The sequence below is a fragment of the Aggregatibacter valvarum genome (assembly GCF_980468985.1).
In genome coordinates, this window is sequence record NZ_OZ413141.1 from 640,066 (window position 1) to 666,973 (window position 26,908).

A 26,908-nucleotide genomic window follows, 5' to 3' on the forward strand; every position below is an offset into this window, starting at 1 on the left:
AAAACAAAAGTCAATATTGAGATACACAAATGAATACAAGTGAAAGGCTTAAACATATCATGGAAGCAAAAGGATTCAATCTAAAAACCTTTGCTGAACAGGCTGATATACCTTATAGAACCCTACAAAATTACATTTTAAGTGGGCGTGAACCAAGTGCAGAAGCCTTGATGAAATTGCATACCCGATTAGGTATCAATCTAAATTGGCTAGTAAGTGGTAATGGTGAAATGTTTGTTGATAACGTTAAGGAAGTAAATTTAACGGAGTTAGAAAAAGCACTGCTTTCCGGTTATCAATCTTGTGATGTCTCCACTCAACGTAAAATTAATATCGCTATTTCTGCTATTGCTCAAGATAAGTAATGAATTAACGAGCTTTTCAACTAGGGGTGGCGGCATTAAAGAGAATAAAAGGCTAAAAATGCTGCAGACTTAAAAATAAAAATCCTGTATAGTGATAAAAACTTTTCTGCAGAAATAAGGTGTATGAAAATCTATATTGAAGTACTGAAAGAATCAATTAAAGGAAATATTGATAACATAAGAAAACTAGCTGAAAAAAATAATACTGAGGAAATAATAGAAAACATTAGAGCAATTTTATCTGCAGAGTATTTGAAAACTCTTGGTGCATTTTTTACAGAGCAATCTCTGGCTGCTGAGGCTATGAAACAGTTTCAGTCTGCAATTACTGCAGAATCAATCGTTCTTGATCCGAATTGTGGCATAGGCAGTCTGCTTATTGAGTGTTCTCGTCAGTTAGGCGTATGTAAGAAATTATCTGATACATTAAAACAATGGAATCATGTATTAAGAGGGGTTGATATTCAAGCTGATTTTGTCGAGATTACCAAGCTACGAATTATACTTGAAGCATTGTGTAGAGGAGTAAAAAAAGACTGCAGTATTGAAGAAGCTATTTCTTATTTAAATAATATTGAATTACGAGATGCCCTAACTCTTTCAAAAGAGGATGTGAGGAATGTAACACACTTATTTATGAATCCACCTTTTATTGCGGTTCAAGCACCGAAGCGTGATTATTGGGGGAATGGTAAAACAAATTCTGCTGCAGTATTTTTCGATTATTATCTAAGATTACTCCCTAAAAATAGTAATGTTGTCGCTATTTTGCCTGATGTATTAAGATCAGGTTCTCGTTTCACTTATTTTCGTAGATTTGTTTCTGATTCTATGCATGGTAAGTTCCAGATTTGGGGTCGTTTTTCTTCAAGTGCTGACGTTGATGTTTTTATTCTTTCAGGTATAAAAACGGATAATAACCCTTCAATCGAATGGGATAAAAATTCTCAATTTAGTGGAGTTGCTACATTAGCATCTGAGTATAATGTTCGTATCGGACCACTTGTTGCTTATAGAGATAAACAGCAAGGACAAATTTATCCCTATTTTCACCCTAAGAATTGTAAAACTTGGGAGGTAATTACTGCAGTATCAGAAATGAGAGCTTTTGATGGAAAGGTTATCCAGCCCCCCTGCATATTGATTAAACGTACTTCCAGTCCTTCAGATAAATTTAGAGCAGCTGCAGCGTTAATAGACTTACCTCAGTCAATTGCCGTAGAAAACCATTTAATTGTTGTAACTCCTAAAGATGGAACATTAAAAAGCTGTAAAAAATTATTGAGAGTACTTGCTAAACAAAAAGTAAATGACTTTCTTAATGAAAGAATACGGACAAGGCATTTAACTGTTGAAGTTGTGAAATCTATTCCATTGGTTTAATAAGATAAGAAGATGATGCTACAGCATTAGAAACAAGAGTATTGAATTCTTCTATTAGTGGTAGTAAATGCTCTTTTACTTCATTATATGCATCTTCAATGCTCTTATTATCTCTTAATTCACCGTGTGCTATCGCATTTCGATTACTTAGGAGAATTTCGTTGATAAAATGTTCTTTTTGGATAAATAAAGTTGAATTCAATCCTAATTGAAGTAAAATTGTATCAAGAATATCATATTTTAGATTTGAATTTGTATCTATAACATTTCCCTCTTTAACTTTGAATTTTTCATTAGGTATTATAGATAAATATTCATACAATTTTATTTGATGTTGCACTTTTGAGATAGAAAATCCATTACGGAAGTTTTCTCCTAATGAAAGATGATGAAAATTTTCTTTTAACAGGCTATGTTGTATACCTTGATGATTTAAGAAGTTTATATAGGCAATAGAACAATTTTTAATATGACCTTCCCAATGGGAATAAAATAAAACTAATGCTGACTTCATAAGAATAGTTTTTTCATGTTTTCTGGCTTTTTCGATTAAAAATATCAGTGACGTTATTTCTTTTTTCCTCCATGCTATATCACTATTAATATAATCTATACATTCTAATGCGCTTCTAATTCTCATCAAAGATGCTCTCGCTTAACTTTAACATATTAATTGTTCTTTCTATCGGTCTTGTATTATTAGCTCGTAAAGAGTTTAAAAAATCAGTATTTTCTGAAAGAGATTTAGATTTAATTTTTATTAACTTAATAAGTTCATTACTATCAACATGTTTTTCTATAAGTCTAGAGGTTGCAGTTGATATTACTTCAAAAATAGGTAATGAAACACCGCCTTTATATTTACTTTCAGATAATTGATATTTCTTAAAACAATCTTCACCTAATGCATCATTTAATATTTTAAATGTTTCATTAAATACGGTCTTTTCTGAATCTATATTAAAATTAGTATTTTTAGAGAATAATCTAATTAATTCGTTATCTAGATATTCATTAACATAACTATAAGCTGAGGGATTGTCTAATTTAAAATATCTTTGTATAAAGAAACGCAAAGCTAATTCAGAATAATGACTTTCATTTTCTTTTCTTTCCGTAATAGGTAGAGTCTCCCTAAAATTACTATTCTCAGAACATTCTTTAATTAAATTAAAAATATCTTTATTAATCATTAGTAATATGCAATTTCGAACTTCTTGTGGTTTTAGTTCACTTCCTCCAGTATTTAATCTTTGAAATAGCTCAAATTTAGTATCTGAATCAGAATCTCTACTCACAATTTTAACGTCCATTCTCGCTCTTTTGAAATCTAACTTTAAAGCAGACGTTAGTTCTCTTGAATCTTCACTACTTCCCCAAGTTACATTTTCTAATTCAGTAAGATATTTTGTTGAAGATAATTTTAGATTAGGTAATGTTTTCCCATCCTCATCTTTAAGTTTACCCATGAATTGAAAAATTGTAGATAATCTTTGCAATCCATCTACAACTTCCCAAACACCATCGGAATTTTGAGCAACAAATATTGAGGGAAGAGGGATTCCAAGTAAAATAGATTCAACAAATTTACTTTTTTGATAATTATCCCATCTATATACTCTTTGGAATTCAGGATGAATATTTAATTCATTGTCATCATATAAATTTACTAATTCACCAATAGACATTGAATATCCATCCGTCGATACCGCCAATCTTGCTTCTTTTACTTGTTTTTCTAAATTATTATTCATGTTGCCTACCATAAAATAAGAGCATTTTTTTATAATGTTTAAGTTAAATAATCATCTGACCAATATAAGGTTCTATAGAAATTTATTGTTTATCGCTAATCTTTTGAATTAAATTCCTTAATGATTGAATCTCACCATCCTTCTGCTCAAGCAACTTCCTCAACAATTCTTCCTTCTCATTCGCATGAGACAAAGCTAGCTTCAACCGTTCAACCTCAATCAATAACTGAGTTTCCCCTCCGCCTTGATATATAGAACCTAGTGGGGACTCAATTTGAAAACAGATATTCTTACCATCTGATTGCATTAATTCGACTACATCAATGTCGAAAACTTGTGCAATTTGCTCAAGTTTATCTAAGTAGATTTTACTTTCACCACGCTCAATTTTAGCATAGCCATTTAATGACATATTCAGTTTTTCAGCCATCTGTTCTTGCGACCAATCCTTTGCTTCTCGGATCTTTCGAATCTTCTCATTGACACTCATTTTGTACCTGTAAAATTTCTTGAATACCCACTACTAGGGTAGTTGATAGAGATTGCCAGTTGCTACAGCAAAATAACCACGTTATGTATTATAGCTATATTTAATGCGGGTTTTTACTAAAAATTTCCCTAAATTTCTTACACTAATCATTATAGGTTTTTTATTATGAATAAGCTATATCCATCTTTCGCTGTGATGTTTTTATCTGCAAATGTTTTCGCTTTATCACCTTTAGAGCAAGCTAAAGTAGATACCGTTACAAAGGTCTATCAAACCAATGATTTAGAACGCTACTCAACAAAAGATTTTGCAGATTTACAAATGAAGGCAACAAATATTCATAATGAAAATGAGTATGAATACGGTGGAACGTGCCTTTCGGAGTTCTGGATTTATGGAATGGTAAGAAATCAAGTCGAGGCAACTCCTAGTGTAAAACTGGATAGTGAGCAGGTGAATGTTATGCTCAGAAATAAGAGAGGATCAATTAGTTTAAGCTATCAAATGGACTGCAAAACCAATCAGTGCTTAGTATCGGATGTGATTACTGAACAAGGACGTAGTTACAAGAAAAACTTGGCTTCTTGCATCAAGAAATATCAATAAGGAAATATCATGAGAAAAGCAGTTATCGCCGTAGCATTAAGCCTATCATTAACATCTTGTGCCGAAATTGCGGATGGGCTTCGAGATGTTTCACAAGGTACATTTGTGAAGAAAAGGGTCAATAATCCATTCAGAACGGAGCAGACCACTGATTCGTCTTTTTACGACAGTCTGGTTAAGCTATCTCAAGGTAAGGCAACAGGTTCATCTATAAAGATGGAAACATCCGATCTTATGTTCTTTAAGGCATTAAACCATAATACTTTAATTCAAGAAAATGAAGTAAATTATGACTACGACCAAGTCGAATTATTAAGTAATGAATTAAAACGTCATAAAATCTTTGTTAAAGAAAGTAAAGCAGGTGAAAAATGTTCATCTCCTTTATCAAATGATAAAGGCTACTCAGCATCGACCCATGAATTTATATTCAATGGTAAAAAACTATACATTATTGCATATGGAACAGTGTGTGGTAGTTGTTTACATAGACCAGTAGTGATAACGAAAAATCAACCATGTAAAACCCTTAATATTCTCTAAAATTTAAAAGGAAACACAATGAAAGAACTTATTTATTTTTATCTTCTTGTTGGTTGCTATGTTGCACATCGCAGAACAGCTACTCTTGATGCAAATACACCTGAATTTTTGAAAACATATTTAAAAATAATGTGTACTTATCCTAAAGAATTAATTAACAAAGTACCTAGTTTCAAGAAAAAAGAACCTGATAACTCTGAACAGCAATAGGAGTATCAAATGGCTTTCAATAAGTTTGGAAAATATATTTTTCCTGTTGTAGCGACAATTTTTACTGCTGATGTACTTATACCAAGCATTTCTCCTTTGCAAGCTATTCCTGTATTTCAAAAAGAAATTGAATGCGATGATTATGTAGTTGAAGAAACTGTACGTCGCTTTATTAATGAAGGAGTAAAGCAGCAGAATGTTCAAGCAAATAAACTTGCTCAATTTTTTGTTGGACACGCAACCAATGGATTAGACCGTTCAAATCCATTATGGGATACGTTTGCTAGAGGTTTTGAAGGTGCAGGTCGTATTGTCGAAAATACAACTAGACCACAAAACTTTATTTCCTTTGCTTCTTTTGAAGCAAAGGAGATTTCCAATGATTATGGGATAAAGCGATGTAGAGTTATTGCGAATACAGTTCATAATATGATGTCGGGAAGAAGTGAAATACAGACTCATAACTTAACTATAAATATTAGTGAAAATCAAATTATTGTTGATTAACAATCAATAGCGAGCTTCAGCTCGCTATTTTTATACTTGCAAATCGGTCAAACGTTGTTCTAAAATACCCTACCTTAGGGAAGTCTTCCTAAGTAAATATATTAATTAGCCAAAGAATGCATTATTTGCCTATTGCCATTACTAATTGGCATGCGTGAATGTTTAGGCGACAGAAAAAATTTCATCTTTATGAGTTTTCTGTTTTGACACTCACGATTTATCTCATTTTTCAATGAGTTTTCCCACAAATTCCTTGTGGAGTATTAACGGTATTCGAGGCACAAACGCTTTGAGCCGACTTGAGATTTTCAGGTGGGCGATTTTTCGTGTCTGGCGTTTAGCAAATCTCGAATGCCTTGTACTACACAAGGAAATTCGCAATGGCTCAACATTATTTACTTTCAAGCAAATCAAAAAACATCAATTTAAAAGATATTTTACGCCTTACAGAAGAAGATGCTTTTCACCTTTTAAAAACTCACCGTTGGGGAAATACTGGTAATATTCGTGATGTGTGTTGTCCACATTGCGGCATTCGTCACGAAGCCTACTTCCTTGATTCTCGTAAACGTTGGTGTTGTAAACATTGCAAACGCCATTTCTATATCACTACAAATACCGTTTTCGCTTTTCATAAGGTTAAATTAGTCGATATTCTTGCGGTCATTGTGATGATGGTAAGTTGCTCAAAAGGTATCAGTGCGATTGATGTTAGTCGCCTTCTCCATTTGAATTACAAAACGGCTTTCGTACTTTGCCACAAGTTGCGTGAAGCCCTGTTCAAAACGCGTGATTTACGCCCAATGCAAGGCGAAATTCACGAAGATGGAGCTTGGATTAACTTCACGCTACGCAAGCCAAACTACCGTAAAAACAACCATAAACAACGCCAACAAGCGGACGAAAAAGGACGGAAATTTCCCAAATTTAGACCGACTAAACGTTGCATTATCAGTCTTAACCAACGTTCCGCCAATGATGAACAAATGTGGGGTTCTAACCGCACCATCGTGGCAATGGATTATACCGAAAACGCTGACACTGTATTCGCCTTAAATCAACGTTTCATCACCGTAGGCAGCGATATTATGTGTGATGAAAACCCTGCCTACAACAATCTTAATTTTCATTACAACCGTTGGTCGGTGAATCATCAAGAGGCTTATAGTGCAAAAGGTGTAAACAACAATCTAGCAGAGTCTTTCAACGCCAGAATGCGAGATTTAATGCGTGGCACACACCATAAAACCGATAATAAATATGCCTTACATTACGCCAATCAAGCGGCATTTATGTCAGACAATCGTAGAAAATCGAATGGTGAATTATTCTCCGACGTGCTTCAACGCTGTCTATGGGTATTGCCACTCAAAGAATGGGTCGGTTACTGGCAAGGGAATCACCGTCAAGGTGAGTTAATCGGAATGAAAGCCTTTTCCCCCGAAGAAATTTCACAAAACTACTTCAAGCGACTAGAAGAACAAATGAAGTACGATGAAATGCTGTTAGCTGCGTAGATTGCAATAGCTAGAAAGGGATAATTAGCTTACCGAAATCACGGTCGAGCGGATTTCTCATGCCTAAATCAGCGGAAAATGAAGAATTTGCGTGAAAAATAGCGTAGAATTTCAGGAAAAATAAATGCCTTTCGCAAGATCATCTCGGAAAGGCACTTAATTTGGAATGCGGTTTTAGTCAATTTTCGGTCTTTGTGCAACTGCTACATAATACCGCGTTTTTCCAACGCTATCGGAAAATGTGGTGGAATATTTGGCATTCTTTGGAACAAGATCCAACGCGAGTTGCCAATATGGGGCAATATGAATTTCTGCCCGGGTTTTATACTATTTGCAAAGAATGGGAAACGCGCGGTATTTGGCATCGTTTTTGTAAAAAAAGCCGCAGAAGCCGGCGAAGTATGTGATCTGCCTCCGCATTTATTATTTGCGCTTTCCTTGGAAAGCGCAAATAATATCGCGTTTAAATGCAAACACTTTGCCCATAAGAGTTCAATGGCGATGCTGGAGTCGGTGATCGACCGCACTTGGCGCGCCATTCAAAAATAATCACTTGAGCTATTAGATAACCTTTACGGAGTTTTTTATGAGTCAAACTCAAACGAATAAACCAAAGCGTTCTCATGTTTTCTTGTTAAAACTGGCGCTGGGAATATTTATCTTAATTTTTATCGCAATGATTGTGATGAATCAGATGAAAGCAAAAGGCATTGCTGATTTCTTGGCTAACCAAGGGGAAAGAGCTGTTCCGGTGACGGCAATGACGGTTTCTGCTCAACAATGGACACCGGTGATTCAAACCACCGGTTTGGTGCGTCCGAATCAAGGGGCGATGTTGAGTGCGCAAAGTGCGGGGACAATTTCAAAAGTTTTAGTGACCAACGGACAAAGCGTGAAAAAAGGCGAGTTGTTGGTGGAATTAGACAGCTCCGTGGAGCGCGCAAGCTTACAAGCGGCTGAAGCACAAGTGATTTCATTATATCAAACGTATCAACGCTATGCGAATTTGGCGAAAAGTGGTGGCATTTCTCAGCAAGAATTAGATAATGCCAAAGCGGCGTATGATGCGCAAGTGGCGAACGTGGAATCCTTAAAAGCCACAATTGCGCGCCGTCAGATTGTTGCACCTTTTGATGGCAAAGCGGGTATCGTGAAAGTTAATGTGGGACAGTATGTATCGAACGGCACAGAAATTGTGCGTGTGGAAGATCGCAGTTCTATGAAAGTAGATTTTGCGATTGCACAGAATTTATTGGAAAAATTGCATATCGGCCAAAAAGTCACCGCGACAGCAGATGCCCGTTTAGGCGAAACCTTCTCGGCAACGATCTCTGCGATTGAACCGGCGATTAATTCTTCCACCGGGTTAATTGACGTGCAAGCCACGTTTGATCCGGAAGATGGCGAAAAACTGTTATCCGGTATGTTCACCCGTTTAAACGTGGCATTGGCAACGGAGTATGACCAAGTTGTCGTGCCACAAGTCGCCGTGAGTTACAACATGTATGGCGAATCACTTTATATTTTGACCGCACTTTCTGATGAGGAAAAAGAGAAATTTGCGAAACAGGGTGATGTGAACAAAATGTATCGTGCGAAGCAAATTACGGTGTTTACCAAAGATCGCCAAGGTATCTATGCTCAGTTAAAAGGTGATGAAGTGAAAATCGGCGATAAAATCGTGACCGGTGGTCAGCAAAATTTAAGTAATGGCGCATTAGTGCTTGTCGCAGATAAAGAAGGTGTCGGCACCACACAACCGGCAACAAAAACCAATCTTTAATTAGGAAATACGAATGAAATTTACCGATATATTTATTCGACGTCCTGTTCTCGCAGTTTCGATTAGCCTGTTGATCATTATTTTAGGATTGCAGGCAATTTCAAAACTGGCAGTGCGTGAATATCCTAAAATGACCACGACCGTCATTCAGGTTTCAACCGTCTATCCCGGTGCGGATGCCAATTTGATTCAGGCGTTTGTGACCTCCAAAATTGAGGAGGCAGTGGCTCAAGCGGATAACGTAGATTATATGTCTTCTAGCAGTAGCCCAAGCAGCTCGGTGATTACGGTAAAAATGAAATTAAATACCGACCCGAATGCGGCGCTTGCCGATGTGTTGGCGAAGGTGAATTCCGTGCGTTCAGAATTGCCAAGCGGGATTGAAGATCCGACGGTGACGTCTTCTACCGGTGGTTCGGGCATTATGTATATTAGTTTCCGTTCTAATAAATTGGATGCAAGCCAAGTGACGGACTATATTCAACGTGTCGTGAAACCGCAGTTCTTTACGGTTGAAGGGGTGGCAAGCGTGGATATTTTCGGTGCATCCGAATATGCCCTACGTATTTGGTTGGATCCGCAAAAAATGGCGGCACAGAATCTTTCTGCGACGCAAGTGATGTCTGCCTTATCGGCAAACAACGTGCAAACGGCAGCAGGGAATGACAACGGTTTTTACGTGGTGTACAAAAACAAAGTGGATACCACCACAAAATCCGTTGATGAATTAAGCAAACTGATTGTGTATTCCAATGGCGATAAACTGGTGCGTTTACGGGATATTGCGGATATTGAATTAAATAAATCCAGCGATGCGGCGCGTGCAGTAGCCAACGGTGCTGATTCTGTTGTTTTAGCGGTGAACCCGACCTCTTCCGCCAACCCGTTAACGGTGGCAGAAAAAATTCTGCCGTTGTATGAAAGCATCAAAAATAACTTACCGGACGCGATTCAAACAGATATTTTGTATGATCGTACCGTTGCAATTAATAATTCTATTGATGAAGTGGTGAAAACCATTATTGAAGCGACGATTATCGTATTGGTGGTGATTACCATGTTTATCGGTTCCTTCCGTGCGATTTTGATTCCGGTCATTACCATTCCGATTTCCCTCATCGGGGTAATCATGATGCTGCAAACGTTGGATTTCTCCATCAATCTGATGACATTGCTGGCTTTAATTTTAGCGATCGGTTTGGTGGTGGATGATGCCATTGTGGTGTTGGAAAACGTTGACCGCCATATTAAGCTCGGTGAAACGCCATTCCGTGCGGCGATTATCGGTACACGCGAAATTGCTGTGCCGGTCATTTCCATGACGATTGCGTTGATTGCGGTATATTCACCAATGGCGTTAATGGGCGGCATTACCGGAACATTGTTTAAAGAGTTTGCCTTAACCCTTGCCGGTGCGGTGTTTATTTCCGGTATCGTAGCATTAACGCTTTCTCCGATGATGACCAGTAAATTGTTGAAAGGACACGATAAACCAAGCAAATTGGAAGAGCGTGTTAACCGCACATTAACTAAAATCAACAATGCCTATACTTATGTTTTAGGTTTAGTGATGGCGAATCGGAAATGTATGTTGGTATTTGCGGCAGCGATTTTTGCCACATTACCGGTATTGTTTAATTCCCTTTCCAGTGAATTGACCCCGACAGAAGACAAAGGCGCATTTTTGGCGATAGGTTCGGCGCCGTCCAATGTAAACGTCGATTATGTGCAAGCGGCGATGGCACCGTATCAAAAAATGTTAACGGATACAGACGAAGTGCAATTTGCCATGAGTATTTCCGGTGTGCCAAGCACCAACCAATCTTTGAATGTTGTCACCTTGAAAGACTGGAAAGATCGTTCCAGAAGTCAGGCAAAAGTGTTGGAAGAGTTAAACAACAAAGCCAAGGCGATTCCGGAAGTGTCTGTCAGTGGTTTTGCTTTCCCCGAAATTGAAACCGGGGAACAAGGGCCACCGATTGGTTTTGTAATTAGTACGTCAAAAGGCTATGAAGATTTAGCGAATGTTGCCGGTAAATTCTTGGAAGCAATGCAGAAATCCGGCAAGTTCGTTTACTCGAGCTTAGATTTGAAATTCGACACGGCGCAAATGCACATCAAAATTGACCGTGAAAAAGCCGGTACTTACGGCATTACGATGAAACAAATCAGTGCAACATTAGGCAGCTTCTTATCTGCGGCGACAGTTGAACGTGTGGATATTGACGGCCGTGCGTATAAAATTATTTCACAGGTAAAACGCGAAGATCGCTTATCTCCACAAAGTTGGGATAATTATTATGTTTCGGCAGCGAATGGCACCTCTGTTCCGCTAAGCAGTTTGGTGAGCATGACGTTAGAACCACAACCAAGCTCTTTGCCACGTTTTAGCCAGCTGAACTCGGCGGTGATCAGTGCGGTACCGATGCCGGGTTCTTCCATTGGGGATGCGATTCAATGGCTGAAAGACAGCTCAAAAGAATTATTACCGCAAGGTTATAACTACGACTTCAAAGGTGAAGCCCGTCAGTTGGTACAAGAGGGTAATGCATTAGCCGTGACGTTCGTGTTGGCGGTAGTGATCATTTTCTTGGTGTTAGCAATTCAGTTTGAGTCTATCCGTGACCCGATGGTGATCATGATTTCCGTGCCGTTGGCGATCAGTGGGGCATTATTGGCATTAAATGCCTTCGGTTTTGTTGGCAAAGCCGGCGCGACATTGAATATTTACTCCCAAGTGGGGTTAATTACGTTGGTCGGATTAATCACCAAACACGGTATTTTAATGTGTGAAGTCGCAAAAGAAGAGCAGCTAAATCATGGTAAAAATCGTATTGAAGCCATTACTGAAGCCGCCAAAGTGCGTTTGCGTCCGATTCTGATGACCACTGCAGCGATGATTGCCGGCTTGGTTCCATTGCTTTATGCCACTGGTGCTGGGGCAGTTTCCCGTTTCAGTATGGGGATCGTGATTGTTTCAGGCTTGGCGGTTGGTACGTTGTTTACCCTGTTCGTGTTGCCGGTGATTTATTCTTACGTGGCAAGTGAACATAAACCGCTTCCGGAATTTGATGAAAACGTCAAACCGATTGAAGGTGAGATAAATCACTAATTCAAATCATCCGTAAAACAAACCGCACTTTTGAGCCGTATTGAGCTGTTCTAAGTGCGGTTCTTTTTTGTTTTATTTTTTCACATTTCAGCGGATTTATGATATTTTAACCGCCGATTTTAATCAGTTTATGGACGCTCCATTGCGTCTTCTCTTTTCATTAACTAAAAGGAAATTTGAATGGAAGCTCAACAAGGCAGCCCAATGTCAATGTTATTTATTTTCATCATCTTCGGATTGATTTTCTATTTCATGATTTATCGTCCGCAAGCGAAAAGAAATAAAGAACATAAAAAATTAATGTCCGAATTAACCAAAGGCACCGAAGTGTTAACCGCCGGCGGTATCATCGGTAAAATCACTAAAGTGCCTGAAAAAGGGGATGTTATTGTGATTGCATTAAACGATAAAACCGAAATTACCATCAACCGCAATTACATTGCCGCCGTGTTACCAAAAGGCACCATCGAAACTCTTTAATCTATTCCTCAAGGGAACAAGAAAGCTATGTTAAATCGTTACCCTTTATGGAAGAATCTAATGGTGATCTTTTTGGTCGCCATTGGTGTTTTATACGCTCTTCCAAATCTTTACGGTGAAGATCCTGCCGTACAAATCTCAGGAACTCGTGGTCAGGAAGCCGATTCCGGTGTCTTAAGCGAAGTTCAAACCGTCCTAAAAGACAATAATCTGATAACCAAATCTGTCGTATTGGAAAACGGCTCGATTTTAGTGCGTTTCGACAATACCGATGCGCAATTACTCGCCAAAGATAAAATCACCGAAAAATTAGGGACAAATTATTCTGTTGCGTTAAATCTTGCACCGGCAACGCCAAAATGGCTAAGCAGTATTGGTGGTAATCCGATGAAATGGGGCTTGGATTTGCGTGGTGGTGTACGCTTCCTGATGGAAGTGGATATGAACTCTGCACTCACCAAACGTCAAGAGCAATTACAAGATTCCTTACGTACCGAATTGCGCAAAGAAAAATATCAATACAGCGCTATTAAGTCAGCGGAGAATTTTTCCACGATAGTCACATTAGCGAATCCGGATCAGCTATCTGATGTACAGCGTTATTTGCGCAAACAGCATCCGACCTTAGACATTCGCGCGATTTCTGATAATACCCTGTCTTTGGCGTTATCTGATGCGGCATTAAACGAAGCCCGCGAAAGTGCGATTGAACAAAACCTAAGTATTTTGCGTAAACGTGTCACCGAACTTGGTGTGGCAGAAGCGGTGATTCAGCGCCAAGGTGCAGAACGTATCGTGGTTGAATTGCCGGGGGTACAAGATACGGCTCGTGCGAAAGAAATTCTTGGAGCAACGGCGACCCTTGAATTCCGCTTAGTCAATGGTAATGCAAACTTAGAGGCAGCCGCTCGCGGCATGGTAACTTCTGATTCTGAAGTGAAATATGACAGAAATAATCGCCCTATCGTGTTATACAAACGTGCTGTATTAGGGGGAGAACACATTACGAACGCCAGTTCCGGTGTGGATCAAAATACCTCTAGACCGCAAGTGAGCGTCACTTTGGATAGCGAAGGCGGCGAAATCATGTCACAAACTACACGCGCCAACATCCAAAAACCAATGGCGACGTTGTATGTGGAATATAAAGATAGCGGCAAAAAAGACGAAAATGGCAAAACCATTTTACAAAAACACGAAGAAGTGATTAACGTTGCCACCATTCAAGGTCGTTTCGGTAGTCAATTCCAAATTACCGGCATTGACTCTCCGGCAGAAGCACAAAATCTTGCTGTGTTGCTTCGTTCCGGTGCGTTAATTGCGCCGATTCAAATTGTGGAAGAGCGTACCATCGGTCCGTCTCTTGGTGCACAAAACGTCGAACAAGGTTTGCAAGCCAGTTTCTGGGGATTGATGGTGGTTGTGGTCTTTATGATCATTTACTATCGTAAATTCGGTATCATTGCGGACATCGCTTTAATTGCTAACATTGTTTTATTGGTTGGGTTAATGTCCTTATTGCCGGGCGCTACGCTAACCATGCCGGGGATTGCCGGTATCGTGCTAGCGGTTGGGATGTCTGTGGATGCGAACGTATTAATCTTTGAGCGGATTAAAGAAGAAATTCGCAATGGTCGTCCGATCCAACAAGCCATTAACGAAGGTTATAACGGTGCATTCAGTTCTATCTTTGATGCGAACTTGACCACCATTTTGACTGCGGTGGCACTCTACGCCGTGGGGACAGGTCCAATTAAAGGCTTCGCAATCACCTTATCTTTAGGGATTGCTATCTCAATGTTTACCGCAATCACCGGAACACGCGCAATCGTGAATTTCTTATACGGCGGCAAACGAATTGATAAATTATCAATTTAACGGTGAGGAAATATATTGTGAATTTAGAAAATAGAAGTCAGCCAATTAAAGAAATTCAAGGCATTAAACTCCCTTTCCGTTTAGTGGAATTCATGAAATTCCGTCTGTGGGGCTACCTTGCTTCCGTTGTGATTATCGCGGTTTCCTTATTCTTTGTGTTTACCAAAGGTTTCAACTGGGGGTTAGATTTCACTGGTGGTGTGGTGGTAGATACCCACTTCTCCCAACCGGCGGATTTGGAAAAAATCCGTTCTACGTTGGTGCAAAATGGCATTGAGAGTCCACTGGTGCAAACCACTGGTGGTGTGCGTGATGTGATGATTCGCCTCCCGGCAACCGATGATGCGCAAATCGGCGATCACGTCAAAAAAATGCTGAATACCTTGGATAGCGATATTCAAATTCGTTCCATTGAGTTTGTTGGGCCGAACGTCGGGGAAGAATTAACCCAAGGGGCCATTTACGCCACATTAGCCACCCTCATTATGCTATTGCTTTATGTGGGCATGCGTTTTGAATGGCGTTTAGCCACCGGCGGTGTGCTTTCTTTGGCGCACGACGTAATTGTTACCCTAGGGGCATTCTCTTACTTACAAATCGAAATGGATTTAACCTTTATTGCAGCGATCCTTTCTGTAGTAGGTTACTCGTTAAACGACAGTATCGTGGTGTTCGACCGTGTGCGTGAAAACTTCCGTAAAATCAGACGGATTTCCGCCATCGACATCATCGATATTTCCTTAACTCAAACCCTGTCCCGTACTATTATGACCTCGCTCACGACATTGATTGTGGTCGTTGCTCTTTATGTTTTCGGCGGTCCAACAATTCATAGCTTCTCGCTTGCGTTGCTCATTGGGATCGGTTTTGGTACTTATTCTTCCATCTTTATTGCGATTGCTATCGCCTATGATTTAGGCTTAAATCGTGAACACATGGTTCAACCCAAAGTGAATAAAGATGATATTGATGAAATGCCGTAATTGAGCATTAAGAAAAGGCGCTAAAAAGAAGCCCCTCGACCGGTTCAGTTGAGGGGCTTTTTTCGTATTAAGCAATGTTGAGTTTAGGAATTACGCTAATAGATTTCCTCGCAACCGTTAATGCTATTTAGATTCAAAACGCTCGAATGCCAGTACTTTATTTTCGACTTTGCGTAGCATTAATGTGGCGATACCGGTAATCAGTAAGTAGATACCGCCGGCGATACCATAGATGGTCAGCGCATCATATTCTGTGCCATAGAGCTGGCGGGCATATCCCATGATGTCCATAATCGTGATGGTTGACGCCAACGATGTGCCTTTAAATACCAAAATAATTTCATTGGTATAAGAGGGCAGTGCGCGTTTAAGGGCGTATGGAATCAAAATTTTAAGCGTTTGTACGCGTGATAATCCTAATGCAGCACAACTTTCCCATTGACCTTGGGGAATGGCTTTGACCGCGCCATAAAAAAGCTGAGTAGAGTAAGCTGCACTATTTAATGCTAAGGCTAGCATAGCGCAAAACCATGCATTGGAAAGCAAGGACCAAAGTGGACTTTGCGTAATAAATTCAAATTGTCCCGGACCACTATAAATTAAAAAAATCTGAATAAGTAGGGGCGTGCCGGTAAATAAAACAAGATAAAAATTCACCGCACTTTTTAGCCAGCGATTCCCCATGGCAAGGATAAACGTAAAGAATAACGCTAATAAAAAGGCGATTAATAAAGAGGCGAAAGTGAGCAATAAACTGGTCGGAATGCCCTGCGCAATCACTGATAAATAGTCTTCAAACATTATGCATTCCCTCGCTCAAATCGAGTAAATCGTCTTTCTAATTTACGAATCGCAACTTGGCTGATAAGTGTTACTGCCAAATAAATTAATGCTGCAATGCCGTACCATGTAAAAGGTTGGTGTGTATTAGTGTTAATCAATCCGGCTTGGCGCATTAAATCATCTACGCCAATTAGTGAAACAAGTGCGGTGTCTTTTAACAACACAAGCCATTGATTGCTTAGCCCCGGCAAAGCATGACGCCATACCTGCGGCATGATGAGGTGAATAAAGGTATAAGGGCGGCTTAACCCCAGCGCCATACCCGATTCCCATTGCCCTTTAGGAATCGCTTGAATAGCGCCCCGTAAGGTTTGGGAAGCGTAAGCGGCAAAAATCAGGGATAAAGCAAATACACCACAACCGAAGGCACCAAATTCAATATATTCACCGGTTAATAATTCTACGATTTCCGTTGAGCCGAAATAAATCAATAAAACGATCAGAATTTCAGGTAAACCACGCAATAACATCACTAAAACAGAGGTAGTTCTGGCAATGATCGGATATTTATTGGACTCAAGTGCGGTGAAAAAAATACCTAAAATTAAACCGACGATGAGCGAACAAACAGCAAGCCCTAAGGTCGTTAGGGCTGCATGAAAAATTAACGCGAGATAATCATAAAACATAAATTATTTTGTCATCCATTTATCATAGATTTTTTGGTATTCGCCACTGGCTTTGATGGCATCTAACCCTTTGTTTAAGTTATCTAATAATTCTTTAGAAGATTTATTAACGGCAATACCTAAGCCATTACCAAAATATTTTTTGTTGGTCACTTTCTCACCGACAAATTGGATTTCCGGTTCTTTTGTGATCATATCGGCAAGCACGGCTGTATCGCCAAAAATCACGTCAATACGTCCATTTTTTAAATCCAAAACCGCATCTTGTAAGCTGGCATAGGCTTTGATGTCATATTGTTTTGTTTCTGCCGCTGTGTATTGTTGGAAGGTGGTACCGTTTTGTACCCCTACATTTTTCGCCTTGCTTAAATCGCCTTTGCCTGTTAATGCAACGTAGCTTGCCGAGCTGTCATAGTAGGGTTGAGAAAAGGCAACTTGTTTTGCACGTGCATCCGTAATATCAATGGCGGAAATGGACGCATCAAAACGTTTTGCTTTTAAACTTGGAATCAACGCATCGAATGCTTGGCTTTTAAAGTGGCAGGTCGCTTGAATTTGTTGACAAACGGCATTCGCGATATCCACGTCAAAACCAATGATTTCGCCTTTTTCGTTGGTGGTTTCAAATGGCGGATAGCTTGGTTCCATTGCAAAAGTGATTTCTTGTGCGTTGGTTGCAAGTGCGGTGCTGGCGAGTAGGGCGGTTAAAAGTAATTTTTTCATGATGTTTCTCCTTCTAGATTAAATGTTATGTGATAAATAGTGTTTAAATTGTTCGGTTTTAGGTTGTTCAAAGCAGCTGTTATCGCCCATTTCGATAATATGACCTCGTTCCATATACACGACTTTGGTCGCCACTTTTTTCGCGACATTCACTTCATGGGTGACAATCACTTGGGTAATACCGGTTTGTTGCAATTCTTCAATGATGGAGACGATTTGCGCGGTAATTTCCGGATCCAGGGCAGCCGTCGGTTCATCAAATAACAGCACCTGCGGTTTCATCATTAATGCGCGCGCAATGGCGACACGCTGTTGTTGACCACCGGATAAATGGAGCGGAAAACGCGCCGCGTGTTCTTCCAAACGTAAACGTTGCAACAGTTCCATCGCCTGTTGTTTGGCTTCCGTTTCGCTTGTGCCAAGAATTTTCATCGGCGCTTCAATGAGGTTTTGCAACACGGTCATGTGCGGCCATAAGTGATACTGTTGAAATACCATGCCGACATCACGACGTAGTTGGCGAATTTGTTTCGGATCATTATTGGCGGACAAATCAAATTGATTATTGGCAATGCTCAATTCGCCCGATTGTGGCACTTCCAGCAAATTTAGCGTGCGAATTAAGGTGCTTTTGCCGGCACCGCTTGGGCCTAATAGCACCACCACATCGCCGTCATCGGCGGTTAAATTAATATCGAATAAGGCTTGATTGGCGCCATAGAAAAAATTCAGGTTTTTAACACTAATTGTCATTGTGACTTCTGCTCTTGTATCAAATCATTGTTGGAATGAAAATATATTATTATTTTGTGCATAATTATGCAATGGGTTTATGCATAATTTTATTCGGTGATGATTCTCTTTTTTTGCCGACAATAACCGCAAAGGCAATGATAAAATTATGCTATAGTATCCGCCTTATTAAATTGAGGAATAAATCACTATGACATTAAGTCTCATTGTGGCCATGACAAAAAATCATGTGATCGGGCAAGAGAACAAAATGCCGTGGCATTTGCCGGCGGATTTGGCGTGGTTTCGTCAAAATACCTTAGGAAAACCTGTGATTATGGGACGAAAAACCTTTGAAAGCATTGGTCGCCCATTACCCAAGCGAACCAATATCGTATTGTCTCGCCAACCCTTTATTCATGAAGGCGTGCTGTGGAAAGACAGTATGGAAAGTGCGGTCGATTTTGCAGGTGATTCTCAAGAACTGATGATCATTGGCGGCGGGCAGCTTTTTAAACAAGCGCTACCTTTGGCAGACCGTTTATATTTAACGGAAATTCAAACGGAATTGGCGGGTGACACGTTTTTCCCACAGATTTCATATGATGAATGGGAGATTGAGTTCGAACAATGGCGACCTGCCGATGAGCAGAATCCCTATGATTGCCGTTTTTTAATTTTACAGCGGAAATAATGAAAAACGGGGTTAAAAGAGACGATTTAAATCTCCTTAATTGCGAAAGGGAAAACACCAGAAAAAACGACCGCACTTTTATGCGATCGTTTTTTTGTTATGAACAGATGACTTTAATGGCCAAGCCTCCTGTGGCGGTTTCGCGGTATTTGGCGTTCATGTCTTTCCCGGTTTCATACATGGTTTCAATGACTTTATCCAAACTCACGCGTGGGCTGGTGGTACGGCGTAAAGCCATGCGACTGGCGTTAATGGCTTTCACCGAAGCGATAGCGTTGCGCTCAATGCAAGGTACTTGAACTTGTCCGCCGACCGGATCGCAGGTGAGCCCCAGATTGTGTTCCATGGCGATTTCTGCGGCGATGCACACTTGTTCCGGGCTGCCGCCAAGGATTTCCGATAAACCGGCGGCTGCCATGGAGCAAGCAACACCCACTTCGCCTTGACAGCCCACTTCCGCGCCGGAAATGGAGGCGTTCATTTTATATAACGATCCGATCACGCTACAGGTTAATAAATAACGTTCAACGATTTCATCGGTCAATGCGCCGACAAATTTTTCGTAATAAGCCAATACTGCCGGCACGATGCCGCAAGCGCCATTTGTTGGTGCAGTAACAACGCGTCCGCCTGCGGCATTTTCTTCATTGACGGCTAACGCAAACATATTGATCCAGTCAATCACCCGCATCGGATCGTTAGATAATTCGTTGTTCGCTTTTAGCATTCGATATAACGTCGCCGCGCGTCGAGCAACTTTTAATGGCCCAGGCAAGACCCCTTCCGTATGCAAACCACGATGAATACAGGCTTTCATGGTTTGCCACACTTGGTGTAAATGATTTTCCAGTTCTGCTTTGCTGTGTAACGCCAGTTCATTTTTCATCACTAAACTGGATAAGGAAAGCCCGCTTTCTTGGCAATGACGTAACAGATCGGCGGCGTTTGCATAGGGATAAGGCACTTCGATTGGATGTTCTTCTTGCTGATTAAAATGTGCTTCATCTACAATAAAACCGCCACCAATGGAGTAATACGTTTGTTTGTATAATACTTCGGTGTCAGCCAATGCCGTAATGGTCATGCCGTTTTCGTGTAAGGGCAAAAAGGTTTTATGAAAAATCATGTCTGTTGCCGGATCGAATTTCGCCACTTGCTTGCCCTCAGCTAAAGGCAATTTAGCGGTTTTATTTACCTTGGCAATAAAACCGGGAATGCCTTCAATATCCACGTTATGAGGTAAGTAGCCGGCTAATCCCATGATAATCGCAATATCGGTGCTGTGGCCAAAACCGGTCATGGATAACGAACCGTACACATCCACTTGAATGTGTGTGACCTTTTCCAGCAAGTGGTGCTCAATCAAATCATCAATAAATTGTTTACCGGCTTTCATCGGGCCCACGGTGTGCGAACTGGAAGGGCCGATACCGATTTTAAACATATCAAAAACGCTAATCATTTTTTACTTATTACCCTTGCTGACGAGGCGAAATCGTCGGGCGTGTTTGGTTGAAACAGAACAAAGGAGACGCATTCTACGCTTATTTTGAAAATAATCCATAGCGCAACACGAGGGATCACAACGGTGCGTATCACAACCTAAAATGAACAATGTGCGCTCGGGTTTTTAGGTTAATCATCGACAAAATTCAGCTGTGTTTTACATTTACGGCAAAAATAGACCGCACTTTCACGTTGGATCTTATTGTGTCGGCGAAGGGTTAATTGGTACGTTTGGCAGGCGCAGCGGTAAGTAAAGGTTTTGCCTTGCACGGAAGACAGATCAAACTGATGGCAGGTATCGGCAGGTAGATGAAAAATCTCGTTCATGACAAATCGCCATTCTTTGCCGTGCGGCTGAACATGACCGAAATGTTGATAAACAATGAGATGAGCGAGTTCATGTAAGGAGACCTGCTGAATGAACTCCTCCGGATTTTCCAACATTAAAGTGCGGTTAAAACGGATGGCGTTTTTTTGTAAATGGGCAACACCGGCTTTCACGCCTCTTAGCTCATAATGAATTTGCGGAAAATGAAAAGGGTGTTTGAAGTAGTCTTCCGCCAGCTGCATACCGTGGTGCAGGCGGCGAAGAATTTGCATTTTTAGCATGCGAAAATGATGTTCTGTGTGCATAACCTGTTCTCTGATAAAGGCGAATAGATATCAGTCAATGGAGATTTTTCCGCTAAACAATATACCTTTATGTGGCGGTTGTCATGTATATCCAACCAATAGCGCAAGGTGAAATGTCTTGGGAAGAAAATGAAAACGGAGTTTGGCTGTATGAAAAAACGAAAGATAGTCTGCCGACACGGTTAAACCGCTTGCAACTTGAATAAACAAATAATAAACTTAGCTCAAAGTGGTGAAAAGTGGTTTTTTGTGGTGAATTTTGGATCGCAATCCCAAATTTAGCGCTATAAACAAGAAGAAGGTGTTTTTCATGTTTCGTGGTGCGTCGGCAGTCAATTTAGATGCGAAGGGGAGATTGGCTATCCCAACGCGCTATCGCGCCGAGCTTTTGGAACAAAATCAAGGGCAAATGGTTTGCACCGTGGACATTCGCCAGCCTTGTTTATTACTTTACCCTCTCCAAGAATGGGAGATGATTGAACAAAAACTGCTTGAACTTTCCAACTTCGATCCCGTACAACGCAGCCTACAACGGGTTATGTTGGGATACGCCACCGAATGTGAATTAGACAGTGCCGGTCGAATTTTGATCAGCGGTCCGTTACGCCAACACGCGAAATTGGAAAAGTCCATTATGTTGGTTGGGCAGTTGAATAAATTTGAAATTTGGAGCGAAGCCGAATGGCAAGCCCAAGTGGAAAAAGATATGGCACTGGGCGCAACAGAGACTTTTGCGCTATCGGAAAAATTAAAAACGCTGTCATTATAAGAGTTAAACTCACGGAACAGCGGCACTAGCAAAGATAAGCGGCGATTATGCCGCTCTATCTTCTTTTTAGATTATAATTTTATGTACCCTTGGTAGTCATGTATGGCCCTTTCAAATACATTTTCGTCAGCTGAACATTCAACCGTTTTGTTACATGAAACCGTTGAAGGGTTGGCATTGAAAGAAAATGGCATTTACATTGATGGGACATTCGGTCGAGGCGGACATTCCCGCTTGATTCTCTCCAAGTTAGCCGACAATGGCAAATTAATTGCCATCGATCGCGATCCTAAAGCTGTCGCAGAAGCTAAAAAAATTCAAGACCCACGTTTTCACATTGAACACAATACCTTTTCTGAAATTTTACCGATTTGTGAAAAATTAGGGTTAGTTGGCAAAATTGACGGGATTTTGCTTGATCTGGGCGTGTCTTCTCCGCAATTAGACGATGCCGCGCGTGGCTTCAGTTTTATGAAAGACGGGCCGTTAGATATGCGTATGGATAACAGTCAAGGAGTGTCTGCGGCTGAATGGTTACAGCAGGTTTCAGAACAGGATTTGGCGTGGGTTTTAAAAACCTTTGGTGAAGAGCGATTTGCAAAGAAAATTGCCTCAGCCATCGTGAATTACAATAAAAGTGCGGTGCAAAATGGCGGTAAATATTTAACGCGTACGTTACAACTCGCTGAATTAATTGCACAGGCTGTGCCATTTAAAGATAAACATAAACATCCTGCTACTCGAAGTTTTCAGGCGATCCGTATTTTTATTAATTCAGAGTTAGATGAGCTGGAAAAGGTCTTGCAGTCAGCATTAACTGTGTTAGCGCCGAGAGGGCGTTTATCGATTATCAGTTTCCATTCGTTGGAAGATCGCATGGTGAAACATTTTATGCGGAAACAAAGCCAAGGCGAGGCGATTCCAAAAGGTTTGCCTTTGCGTGAAGATCAAATTCAACGTAATCAACGCTTAAAAGTGATCGGTAAGGCGATGATGCCAAGTGAGGACGAAATTGCCCAAAATCCACGCGCGAGAAGTGCGGTGTTACGTATTGCAGAGAGATTAAGTTGATGTTGCAGAATAATGACAGATACCCGTTGCAAGAGATCATCATTGAAGACTTATTTACGTCTAATAAACTCGTGCTGATCTTGTTATTCGCCATTACCGCCAGCGCCCTTGGAACGGTTTGGATTACACATCAAACCCGTGGTTTGGTGGCGGAAAAAGGGGAATTGGTTTTGCAGCATCAAGCGCTTGAAAATGAGTTTTTAAATTTAAAATTAGAAGAAGCGACACTCAGCGATAACACGAGAATAGAAGCCATTGCCAAACAATTAGGTATGCAACGTGCCACATCAGAGCAAGAAGTCGTTATTCTTGAATAGTATGGAATGTGAGAGATATGGTGAAGTTTAATAAATCCTCTAAGTTACCTAAGCCCAAAAAAGCCACAAAAGGGGCATCTCATAGCAGTTCTGCGGTTAAGCCGAATAAACCGAAGGTTGTTTATGAAAAAAGCTTTTTACAAGCCCGTTATATTTCGGTGTTAAGTTTAATTCTTTTGGGATTAATCGCACTGGTTAGCCAAGCTGCCTATGTTCAAATCGTCAATGCCGATTCATTAATCGATGAAGCGGATAAACGTTCTTTGCGCAAACAAGAAATTCAGTTTGTGCGTGGTTCTATTTTAGATCGTAACGGTCAACTGTTGTCTGTTAGCGTGCCGATGTATTCTGTCGTGGCGGATCCGAAATTTATCTTTGATGAAAACGCATTGAAAGATAAAGAACGCTGGCAAAAATTGGCAGAAGCCTTGGGGATTTCTTATAGCAATTTGGTTAAACGGATAGAAAAAGATCCGAAATCTCGCTTTGTGTATTTATCTCGTCAAATTTCACCGACCCTTGCACAATATGTAAAAGAGTTAAAAATTACCGGTATCGTTTTGAAATCGGAAGCGCGTCGCTTTTATCCTCGCGTGGAAGAAACCGCCCATTTGATTGGTTATACCAATATTGATGGCACAGGTATTGAGGGCATTGAAAAAAGCTTCGATTCCATGTTGGTGGGTAAATCCGGTTCCATGACATATCGTAAAGATAGATTCGGTAACATTGTTGAAAATATTTCCGATGTGAAGAAATATGATGCGCAAGACGTGACCTTGAGCATTGATGAAAAATTACAATCCATGGTTTATCGCGAAATTAAGAAAGCGGTCGCCGAGAATAAAGCCGAATCCGGTACGGCGGTGTTGGTGGATGTGCGCACCGGTGAAGTTTTAGCAATGGCGAATGCCCCTTCTTATAACCCAAATAATCGTGTGGGAGTAAAATCCGAGTTAATGCGTAACCGCGCGATTACCGATACCTTTGAGCCGGGTTCTACGGTAAAACCGTTCGTGGTTTTAACCGCACTTCAACGTGGCGTAGTGCGTCGTGATGAAATTATTAATACCGGCCCGTTAATCTTGAACGGCCATGAAGTCAAAGATGTGGCACCGCGTGATCAGTTAAGTTTAGATGGCATTTTAGAAAACTCCAGTAACCGCGGTGTGAGCCGTTTAGCGTTACGTATGCCACCGAGTGCTTTAATGGAAACCTATCAAAATGCCGGTTTAGGTAAGCCGACAGATTTAGGTTTGATTGGCGAACAATCCGGTTTGTTGAATGCTAACCGTGCTCGTTGGTCTGATATTGAGCGTGCTAACGTAGCCTATGGCTATGGTTTGAATGCAACGCCATTACAAATTGCTCGTGCTTATGTCACTTTAGGTAGCTTTGGTATTTATCGCCCACTATCTATTACAAAAGTCGATCCGCCGGTAATTGGTCATCGTGTGTTCTCTGAAAAAATTACACGTGAAGTCGTCAACATGATGGAAAAAGTCGCAATTAAAAATGGCCGTGCGATGGTTGAAGGCTATCGTGTCGGCATCAAAACCGGTACGGCGAAGAAATTGGAAAATGGCCGCTATGTAGATAAATACGTGGCTTATACCGCAGGTATCGCACCAATTACCGACCCACGTTATGCTTTGGTGGTGCTGATTAATGATCCGAAAGCAGGGCAGTACTATGGGGGGGCAATTTCCGCACCGGTATTTTCCAGCATCATGAGTTATGCGTTGCGTAGCAACAACGTACCGCCGGATGGCATTGAAACAGATAAAACAACGAAACGCACTGTTCGTTTGAATAGTAAAAAATCAAGTGAAGTCAACTAAATTTGACTAAATTCAATATAAAGTGCGGTGCGTAAATAAAACGTTTTTCACTCATTCATTGAGAAAACATTATGTATCGATTAACTCATCTTCTCGGGATTCACATAGCAGAAAATGTGAATCTCACCGAAATGACATTAGACAGTCGAACTGCAAAGGCCGGCTGTCTTTTTGTTGCAATTAAAGGACATCAAACCGATGGTCGTCAATATATTCCGCAAGCGTTGCAAAATGGCGCAAGTGCGGTCATTTTTGAGGCTGATTCTGAGGCGCAACATCTTCAGGTGCGCTACGAGCAACAGATTCCACTCATTGCGTTTTACCGTTTAAGCGAACATTTATCCCATCTTGCGGATGTGTTTTATGGACAGCCTTCCAAGCGTTTAACGTTGATTGGGGTAACCGGTACCAACGGCAAAACGACAACCGCGCAACTCTTGGCACAGTGGACACAGATTTTAGGCCATACCAGCGCCGTAATGGGCACTATTGGTAATGGACTATATGGTCGAGTTAAAGAAGCAACCAATACCACAGGATCCGCCATAGAAATTCAAGCATCACTGGCGGAGTTTGTGGCACAAGGCGCAGATTTTGCGGCGATTGAAGTGTCCTCTCACGGTTTGGTACAACATCGTGTAGAGGCGGTACATTTCAGTGCCGCGGTGTTCACGAATTTAAGTCGCGATCATCTGGATTACCATCACACGATGGAAAATTATGCCGCAGCAAAAAAACGTTTATTCACCGAATTAGATAGCCGCCATCACATCATTGATGCGGATGATCCCGTTGGTGCAACATGGTTAAGTGAGATGCCGGAGGCGGTTGCGGTCAGTAGCAAGGCAGATTTTGTTCCACAACAAGCCAAATGGTTGAAAGCGGTAAATGTCTCCTTTAACCACAAAGGCGCCAGTATTCAATTTGAATCCTCTTGGGGCAACGGTGAATTACAAAGTGCACTTATCGGCGCATTCAACGTCAGTAATTTATTGTTGGTCATGGCAACCTTGTTGGCGCTTGGTTATGACTTAGCCGAACTTATTCGTAGCGCACATAAATTAACCGGTGTCTGTGGTCGGATGGAAGTGCTGCATACTCCGCATAAACCGACCGTGATCGTGGATTACGCGCACACGCCGGACGCGTTGGAAAAAGCGTTACAGGCAGCACGGTTACATTGCCATGGTAAGCTTTGGTGTATTTTCGGCTGCGGTGGTGATCGCGATAGTGGTAAACGTCCGTTGATGGCGAAAATTGCCGAGCAGTTGGCGGATAAGGTGATTGCGACAGATGACAACCCGCGTACAGAAGATCATACGCAAATTATGGCGGATATTTTAAAAGGGTTTATTCATCCGCAAGCCGTGCAAGTGATACATCAACGTGAAGAGGCCATTGCCACTGCGATTCAAAGTGCGGTGGAAAATGACGTTATTTTAATTGCCGGCAAAGGGCATGAAGACTATCAAATTATTGGCAAAACGAAGCATCATTTTTCCGATCAGGAAGTTGCCCGTCATTATTTATCTCAGTAAT

Annotated in this window: 30 protein-coding genes; 21 read left to right on the top strand and 9 right to left on the bottom strand. The window is 40.9% G+C overall.

The genetic code is table 11. The features are described from left to right. Positions 1-29 precede the first annotated feature (29 nt). Positions 30-365, top strand: a complete 336-nt coding sequence (locus AC30SF_RS03015) for a helix-turn-helix domain-containing protein (protein ID WP_315027517.1) — start codon at positions 30-32, stop codon at positions 363-365. 123 nt (positions 366-488) lie between these two features. Further along, positions 489-1,748, top strand: coding sequence for a DNA methyltransferase family protein (locus tag AC30SF_RS03020; protein WP_489607361.1), 1,260 nt, complete (start codon positions 489-491; stop codon positions 1,746-1,748). Here AC30SF_RS03020 and AC30SF_RS03025 read toward each other — a convergent pair. The 3 genes from AC30SF_RS03025 to AC30SF_RS03035 all read right to left on the bottom strand — a co-directional run bounded on the left by AC30SF_RS03025 (position 1,732) and on the right by AC30SF_RS03035 (position 3,992). After that, on the bottom strand, positions 1,732-2,388 hold the full coding sequence (locus AC30SF_RS03025) for an MAE_28990/MAE_18760 family HEPN-like nuclease (protein ID WP_489607362.1): 657 nt from the start codon (positions 2,386-2,388) through the stop codon (positions 1,732-1,734). The two genes, AC30SF_RS03020 and AC30SF_RS03025, sit on opposite strands and share 17 nt — an antisense overlap. Continuing rightward, on the bottom strand, positions 2,378-3,502 hold the full coding sequence (locus tag AC30SF_RS03030) for a GmrSD restriction endonuclease domain-containing protein (protein WP_489607363.1): 1,125 nt from the start codon (positions 3,500-3,502) through the stop codon (positions 2,378-2,380). The genes AC30SF_RS03025 and AC30SF_RS03030 overlap by 11 nt, the downstream gene beginning before the upstream one ends. A gap of 82 nt (positions 3,503-3,584) precedes the next feature. Then, positions 3,585-3,992 carry a helix-turn-helix domain-containing protein gene (locus AC30SF_RS03035; RefSeq protein WP_315027521.1) on the bottom strand — a complete coding sequence of 136 codons (408 nt, stop codon included), beginning with the start codon at positions 3,990-3,992 and terminating at the stop codon, positions 3,585-3,587. A gap of 165 nt (positions 3,993-4,157) precedes the next feature. Between AC30SF_RS03035 and AC30SF_RS03040 the strand changes: the two genes are divergently transcribed. The 12 genes from AC30SF_RS03040 (at position 4,158) to secF (ending at position 15,611) form a co-directional block, all read left to right on the top strand. Further along, positions 4,158-4,598, top strand: a complete 441-nt coding sequence (locus tag AC30SF_RS03040; RefSeq protein WP_489607364.1) for a hypothetical protein — start codon at positions 4,158-4,160, stop codon at positions 4,596-4,598. Positions 4,599-4,607: 9 nt separating this feature from the next. After that, positions 4,608-5,141 (top strand): hypothetical protein, encoded by a 534-nt coding sequence (locus tag AC30SF_RS03045; RefSeq protein ID WP_489607365.1) that lies wholly within the window; start codon positions 4,608-4,610, stop codon positions 5,139-5,141. 18 nt (positions 5,142-5,159) lie between these two features. Beyond that, on the top strand, positions 5,160-5,351 hold the full coding sequence (locus AC30SF_RS03050) for a hypothetical protein (protein WP_061869977.1): 192 nt from the start codon (positions 5,160-5,162) through the stop codon (positions 5,349-5,351). Between the two features lie 9 nt (positions 5,352-5,360). Next, the gene (locus tag AC30SF_RS03055) at positions 5,361-5,858 is read left to right on the top strand and encodes a hypothetical protein (protein WP_489607366.1); all 498 of its coding nucleotides are present in this window, start codon (positions 5,361-5,363) and stop codon (positions 5,856-5,858) included. Between the two features lie 380 nt (positions 5,859-6,238). Further along, complete coding sequence (locus AC30SF_RS03060; protein WP_489607367.1) at positions 6,239-7,375, top strand: IS1595 family transposase; 1,137 nt, start codon at positions 6,239-6,241, stop codon at positions 7,373-7,375. A gap of 239 nt (positions 7,376-7,614) precedes the next feature. Continuing rightward, positions 7,615-7,782 (top strand): hypothetical protein, encoded by a 168-nt coding sequence (locus AC30SF_RS03065; RefSeq protein ID WP_489607517.1) that lies wholly within the window; start codon positions 7,615-7,617, stop codon positions 7,780-7,782. Position 7,783: 1 nt separating this feature from the next. After that, positions 7,784-7,924 (top strand): hypothetical protein, encoded by a 141-nt coding sequence (locus tag AC30SF_RS03070; RefSeq protein WP_489608305.1) that lies wholly within the window; start codon positions 7,784-7,786, stop codon positions 7,922-7,924. 37 nt (positions 7,925-7,961) lie between these two features. Next, a complete protein-coding gene (gene acrA, locus AC30SF_RS03075) occupies positions 7,962-9,158 on the top strand; it encodes a multidrug efflux RND transporter periplasmic adaptor subunit AcrA (protein WP_489607518.1) in 1,197 nt (398 codons plus the stop codon). Positions 9,159-9,171: 13 nt separating this feature from the next. Further along, positions 9,172-12,270: a multidrug efflux RND transporter permease subunit AcrB gene (acrB, locus tag AC30SF_RS03080; protein ID WP_489607519.1), complete on the top strand. Its 3,099-nt coding sequence runs from the start codon at positions 9,172-9,174 to the stop codon at positions 12,268-12,270. 180 nt (positions 12,271-12,450) lie between these two features. Beyond that, positions 12,451-12,750, top strand: a complete 300-nt coding sequence (gene yajC, locus AC30SF_RS03085) for a preprotein translocase subunit YajC (RefSeq protein WP_005701087.1) — start codon at positions 12,451-12,453, stop codon at positions 12,748-12,750. Between the two features lie 27 nt (positions 12,751-12,777). Beyond that, positions 12,778-14,628: a protein translocase subunit SecD gene (secD, locus tag AC30SF_RS03090; protein WP_489607520.1), complete on the top strand. Its 1,851-nt coding sequence runs from the start codon at positions 12,778-12,780 to the stop codon at positions 14,626-14,628. A 17-nt stretch (positions 14,629-14,645) separates the two neighbouring features. After that, the gene (gene secF, locus AC30SF_RS03095) at positions 14,646-15,611 is read left to right on the top strand and encodes a protein translocase subunit SecF (protein WP_209362901.1); all 966 of its coding nucleotides are present in this window, start codon (positions 14,646-14,648) and stop codon (positions 15,609-15,611) included. 123 nt (positions 15,612-15,734) lie between these two features. On the opposite strand, the gene artM is transcribed toward secF, so the two are convergent. The 4 genes from artM to artP are packed head-to-tail and all read right to left on the bottom strand — an operon-like array spanning position 15,735 to position 18,559. Beyond that, entirely contained in the window at positions 15,735-16,412 is a 678-nt protein-coding gene (gene artM / locus AC30SF_RS03100) for an arginine ABC transporter permease ArtM (protein ID WP_489607521.1), read from the bottom strand. Further along, positions 16,412-17,083, bottom strand: coding sequence for an arginine ABC transporter permease ArtQ (gene artQ / locus AC30SF_RS03105; protein ID WP_489607522.1), 672 nt, complete (start codon positions 17,081-17,083; stop codon positions 16,412-16,414). The genes artM and artQ overlap by 1 nt, the downstream gene beginning before the upstream one ends. A gap of 3 nt (positions 17,084-17,086) precedes the next feature. Beyond that, a complete protein-coding gene (locus AC30SF_RS03110) occupies positions 17,087-17,806 on the bottom strand; it encodes a lysine/arginine/ornithine ABC transporter substrate-binding protein (protein ID WP_489607523.1) in 720 nt (239 codons plus the stop codon). Between the two features lie 18 nt (positions 17,807-17,824). Beyond that, positions 17,825-18,559, bottom strand: a complete 735-nt coding sequence (gene artP, locus AC30SF_RS03115; RefSeq protein ID WP_021617078.1) for an arginine ABC transporter ATP-binding protein ArtP — start codon at positions 18,557-18,559, stop codon at positions 17,825-17,827. A gap of 190 nt (positions 18,560-18,749) precedes the next feature. Between artP and folA the strand changes: the two genes are divergently transcribed. Then, positions 18,750-19,232 (top strand): type 3 dihydrofolate reductase, encoded by a 483-nt coding sequence (gene folA, locus AC30SF_RS03120; protein ID WP_489607524.1) that lies wholly within the window; start codon positions 18,750-18,752, stop codon positions 19,230-19,232. Positions 19,233-19,329: 97 nt separating this feature from the next. On the opposite strand, the gene AC30SF_RS03125 is transcribed toward folA, so the two are convergent. Further along, a complete protein-coding gene (locus AC30SF_RS03125) occupies positions 19,330-20,694 on the bottom strand; it encodes an L-serine ammonia-lyase (protein ID WP_489606412.1) in 1,365 nt (454 codons plus the stop codon). A 173-nt stretch (positions 20,695-20,867) separates the two neighbouring features. Continuing rightward, positions 20,868-21,371: a SprT family zinc-dependent metalloprotease gene (locus tag AC30SF_RS03130; RefSeq protein WP_489607525.1), complete on the bottom strand. Its 504-nt coding sequence runs from the start codon at positions 21,369-21,371 to the stop codon at positions 20,868-20,870. An 83-nt stretch (positions 21,372-21,454) separates the two neighbouring features. Here AC30SF_RS03130 and AC30SF_RS03135 point away from each other — a divergent pair, with 83 nt between their 5' ends. The 6 genes from AC30SF_RS03135 (at position 21,455) to murE (ending at position 26,907) form a co-directional block, all read left to right on the top strand. Continuing rightward, entirely contained in the window at positions 21,455-21,577 is a 123-nt protein-coding gene (locus tag AC30SF_RS03135; RefSeq protein WP_021617074.1) for a hypothetical protein, read from the top strand. Between the two features lie 104 nt (positions 21,578-21,681). After that, the gene (gene mraZ / locus AC30SF_RS03140) at positions 21,682-22,140 is read left to right on the top strand and encodes a division/cell wall cluster transcriptional repressor MraZ (RefSeq protein ID WP_448757682.1); all 459 of its coding nucleotides are present in this window, start codon (positions 21,682-21,684) and stop codon (positions 22,138-22,140) included. Between the two features lie 102 nt (positions 22,141-22,242). Then, positions 22,243-23,211, top strand: coding sequence for a 16S rRNA (cytosine(1402)-N(4))-methyltransferase RsmH (gene rsmH, locus AC30SF_RS03145; protein WP_489607526.1), 969 nt, complete (start codon positions 22,243-22,245; stop codon positions 23,209-23,211). Then, entirely contained in the window at positions 23,211-23,528 is a 318-nt protein-coding gene (gene ftsL / locus AC30SF_RS03150; protein WP_021617071.1) for a cell division protein FtsL, read from the top strand. The genes rsmH and ftsL overlap by 1 nt, the downstream gene beginning before the upstream one ends. Positions 23,529-23,545: 17 nt before the next feature. Further along, complete coding sequence (ftsI, locus tag AC30SF_RS03155) at positions 23,546-25,369, top strand: peptidoglycan glycosyltransferase FtsI (protein WP_489607527.1); 1,824 nt, start codon at positions 23,546-23,548, stop codon at positions 25,367-25,369. A gap of 71 nt (positions 25,370-25,440) precedes the next feature. Beyond that, a complete protein-coding gene (gene murE / locus AC30SF_RS03160) occupies positions 25,441-26,907 on the top strand; it encodes a UDP-N-acetylmuramoyl-L-alanyl-D-glutamate--2,6-diaminopimelate ligase (RefSeq protein ID WP_489607528.1) in 1,467 nt (488 codons plus the stop codon). The last annotated feature ends 1 nt before the right edge of the window (position 26,908 follow it).

What these genes read in the sequence shown, in the direction of transcription:
- acrB (WP_489607519.1), top strand. Translation starts at nt 9,172, where the DNA reads ATGAAATTTACCGATATATTTATTCGACGTCCTGTTCTCGCAGTTTCG.
- AC30SF_RS03125 (WP_489606412.1), bottom strand. Translation starts at nt 20,694, where the DNA reads ATGATTAGCGTTTTTGATATGTTTAAAATCGGTATCGGCCCTTCCAGT.
- AC30SF_RS03040 (WP_489607364.1), top strand. Translation starts at nt 4,158, where the DNA reads ATGAATAAGCTATATCCATCTTTCGCTGTGATGTTTTTATCTGCAAAT.
- AC30SF_RS03055 (WP_489607366.1), top strand. Translation starts at nt 5,361, where the DNA reads ATGGCTTTCAATAAGTTTGGAAAATATATTTTTCCTGTTGTAGCGACA.
- AC30SF_RS03045 (WP_489607365.1), top strand. Translation starts at nt 4,608, where the DNA reads ATGAGAAAAGCAGTTATCGCCGTAGCATTAAGCCTATCATTAACATCT.
- rsmH (WP_489607526.1), top strand. Translation starts at nt 22,243, where the DNA reads ATGGCCCTTTCAAATACATTTTCGTCAGCTGAACATTCAACCGTTTTG.
- AC30SF_RS03110 (WP_489607523.1), bottom strand. Translation starts at nt 17,806, where the DNA reads ATGAAAAAATTACTTTTAACCGCCCTACTCGCCAGCACCGCACTTGCA.
- ftsL (WP_021617071.1), top strand. Translation starts at nt 23,211, where the DNA reads ATGTTGCAGAATAATGACAGATACCCGTTGCAAGAGATCATCATTGAA.
- AC30SF_RS03130 (WP_489607525.1), bottom strand. Translation starts at nt 21,371, where the DNA reads ATGCACACAGAACATCATTTTCGCATGCTAAAAATGCAAATTCTTCGC.
- artP (WP_021617078.1), bottom strand. Translation starts at nt 18,559, where the DNA reads ATGACAATTAGTGTTAAAAACCTGAATTTTTTCTATGGCGCCAATCAA.
- AC30SF_RS03015 (WP_315027517.1), top strand. Translation starts at nt 30, where the DNA reads ATGAATACAAGTGAAAGGCTTAAACATATCATGGAAGCAAAAGGATTC.
- AC30SF_RS03060 (WP_489607367.1), top strand. Translation starts at nt 6,239, where the DNA reads ATGGCTCAACATTATTTACTTTCAAGCAAATCAAAAAACATCAATTTA.
- AC30SF_RS03035 (WP_315027521.1), bottom strand. Translation starts at nt 3,992, where the DNA reads ATGAGTGTCAATGAGAAGATTCGAAAGATCCGAGAAGCAAAGGATTGG.
- AC30SF_RS03135 (WP_021617074.1), top strand. Translation starts at nt 21,455, where the DNA reads ATGTATATCCAACCAATAGCGCAAGGTGAAATGTCTTGGGAAGAAAAT.
- AC30SF_RS03030 (WP_489607363.1), bottom strand. Translation starts at nt 3,502, where the DNA reads ATGAATAATAATTTAGAAAAACAAGTAAAAGAAGCAAGATTGGCGGTA.
- artQ (WP_489607522.1), bottom strand. Translation starts at nt 17,083, where the DNA reads ATGTTTTATGATTATCTCGCGTTAATTTTTCATGCAGCCCTAACGACC.
- folA (WP_489607524.1), top strand. Translation starts at nt 18,750, where the DNA reads ATGACATTAAGTCTCATTGTGGCCATGACAAAAAATCATGTGATCGGG.
- acrA (WP_489607518.1), top strand. Translation starts at nt 7,962, where the DNA reads ATGAGTCAAACTCAAACGAATAAACCAAAGCGTTCTCATGTTTTCTTG.
- secD (WP_489607520.1), top strand. Translation starts at nt 12,778, where the DNA reads ATGTTAAATCGTTACCCTTTATGGAAGAATCTAATGGTGATCTTTTTG.
- murE (WP_489607528.1), top strand. Translation starts at nt 25,441, where the DNA reads ATGTATCGATTAACTCATCTTCTCGGGATTCACATAGCAGAAAATGTG.
- ftsI (WP_489607527.1), top strand. Translation starts at nt 23,546, where the DNA reads ATGGTGAAGTTTAATAAATCCTCTAAGTTACCTAAGCCCAAAAAAGCC.
- AC30SF_RS03050 (WP_061869977.1), top strand. Translation starts at nt 5,160, where the DNA reads ATGAAAGAACTTATTTATTTTTATCTTCTTGTTGGTTGCTATGTTGCA.
- yajC (WP_005701087.1), top strand. Translation starts at nt 12,451, where the DNA reads ATGGAAGCTCAACAAGGCAGCCCAATGTCAATGTTATTTATTTTCATC.
- AC30SF_RS03020 (WP_489607361.1), top strand. Translation starts at nt 489, where the DNA reads ATGAAAATCTATATTGAAGTACTGAAAGAATCAATTAAAGGAAATATT.
- AC30SF_RS03065 (WP_489607517.1), top strand. Translation starts at nt 7,615, where the DNA reads ATGTGGTGGAATATTTGGCATTCTTTGGAACAAGATCCAACGCGAGTT.
- artM (WP_489607521.1), bottom strand. Translation starts at nt 16,412, where the DNA reads ATGTTTGAAGACTATTTATCAGTGATTGCGCAGGGCATTCCGACCAGT.
- AC30SF_RS03025 (WP_489607362.1), bottom strand. Translation starts at nt 2,388, where the DNA reads ATGAGAATTAGAAGCGCATTAGAATGTATAGATTATATTAATAGTGAT.
- mraZ (WP_448757682.1), top strand. Translation starts at nt 21,682, where the DNA reads ATGTTTCGTGGTGCGTCGGCAGTCAATTTAGATGCGAAGGGGAGATTG.